1 protein-coding gene is annotated in these 789 nt (G+C 71.5%); it reads left to right on the forward strand.

What is annotated here, in order from left to right:
* Window positions 1–228 precede the first annotated feature (228 nt).
* The gene (ppa, locus tag HMPREF0731_RS22165) at window positions 229–750 is read left to right on the forward strand and encodes an inorganic diphosphatase (protein ID WP_007006506.1); all 522 of its coding nucleotides are present in this window, start codon (window positions 229–231) and stop codon (window positions 748–750) included.
* Window positions 751–789: the final 39 nt, after the last annotated feature.

A 789-nucleotide genomic window follows, 5' to 3' on the forward strand; every position in this document is an offset into this window, starting at 1 on the left:
GTGGCCAGCAGGGCGCAGGCGGCGGCCAGCCAGGCGCGGCGCGGGGTCATGACGTCGGATCCTCCCTCCCGGTGCGGCGCGCGGCGCGCCTTTGCGCCATGCTGCGCGGGCCGGCCCCGCCAGGGCAAGCCCGGCGCGGGGTTTCCCCCGCTGACGGGGCCGCGAATTGCCGCGCCGCGCGCCCCCTGCTACAGCGCGGGCATCCCGGCAACGAACGGATCTCTCCCCATGGATGTCAGCAAGCTCTCCACCGGCAAGAACCCGCCCCACGACATCAATGTCGTGATCGAGATCCCGCAGGGCAGCGCGGTGAAGTACGAGGTGGACAAGGAGAGCGGCGCCGTCATCGTGGACCGCTTCCTGTTCACCCCGATGGCCTATCCGGCCGCCTATGGCTTCGTCCCCGGCACGCTGGCCGAGGATGGCGACCCGTCCGACGCGCTGGTGCTGGTGCCGAGCGCCGTGGTGCCGGGCTCCGTCATCCGCGCCCGCCCGATCGGCGTGCTGTTCATGGAGGATGAGAGCGGCCAGGACGAGAAGCTGGTCTGCGTGCCGCATGACAAGATCTCGCTGGCCTACACCGATGTGAAGGAGCTGGACGACCTGCCCAAGAGCACGCGCGACCAGATCGAGCACTTCTTCACCCGCTACAAGGATCTGGAGCCGGGCAAGTGGGTCAAGGTGAAGGGCTGGGGCAGCGCCGCCCAGGCCGCCGAGATCCTGCAGAAGCAGATCGCCGCCGCCGGCTGAGGCCGGGACCGGGGGTGGGCGCCGGCCCGCGGCGCCCCC

Origin of the sequence: Pseudoroseomonas cervicalis ATCC 49957, assembly GCF_000164635.1 — a bacterium.
GTDB classification, from domain to species: domain Bacteria; phylum Pseudomonadota; class Alphaproteobacteria; order Acetobacterales; family Acetobacteraceae; genus Pseudoroseomonas; species Pseudoroseomonas cervicalis.

Coding starts and splice junctions, on each gene's coding strand:
- ppa (WP_007006506.1), top strand. CDS start 229: ATGGATGTCAGCAAGCTCTCCACCGGCAAGAACCCGCCCCACGACATC.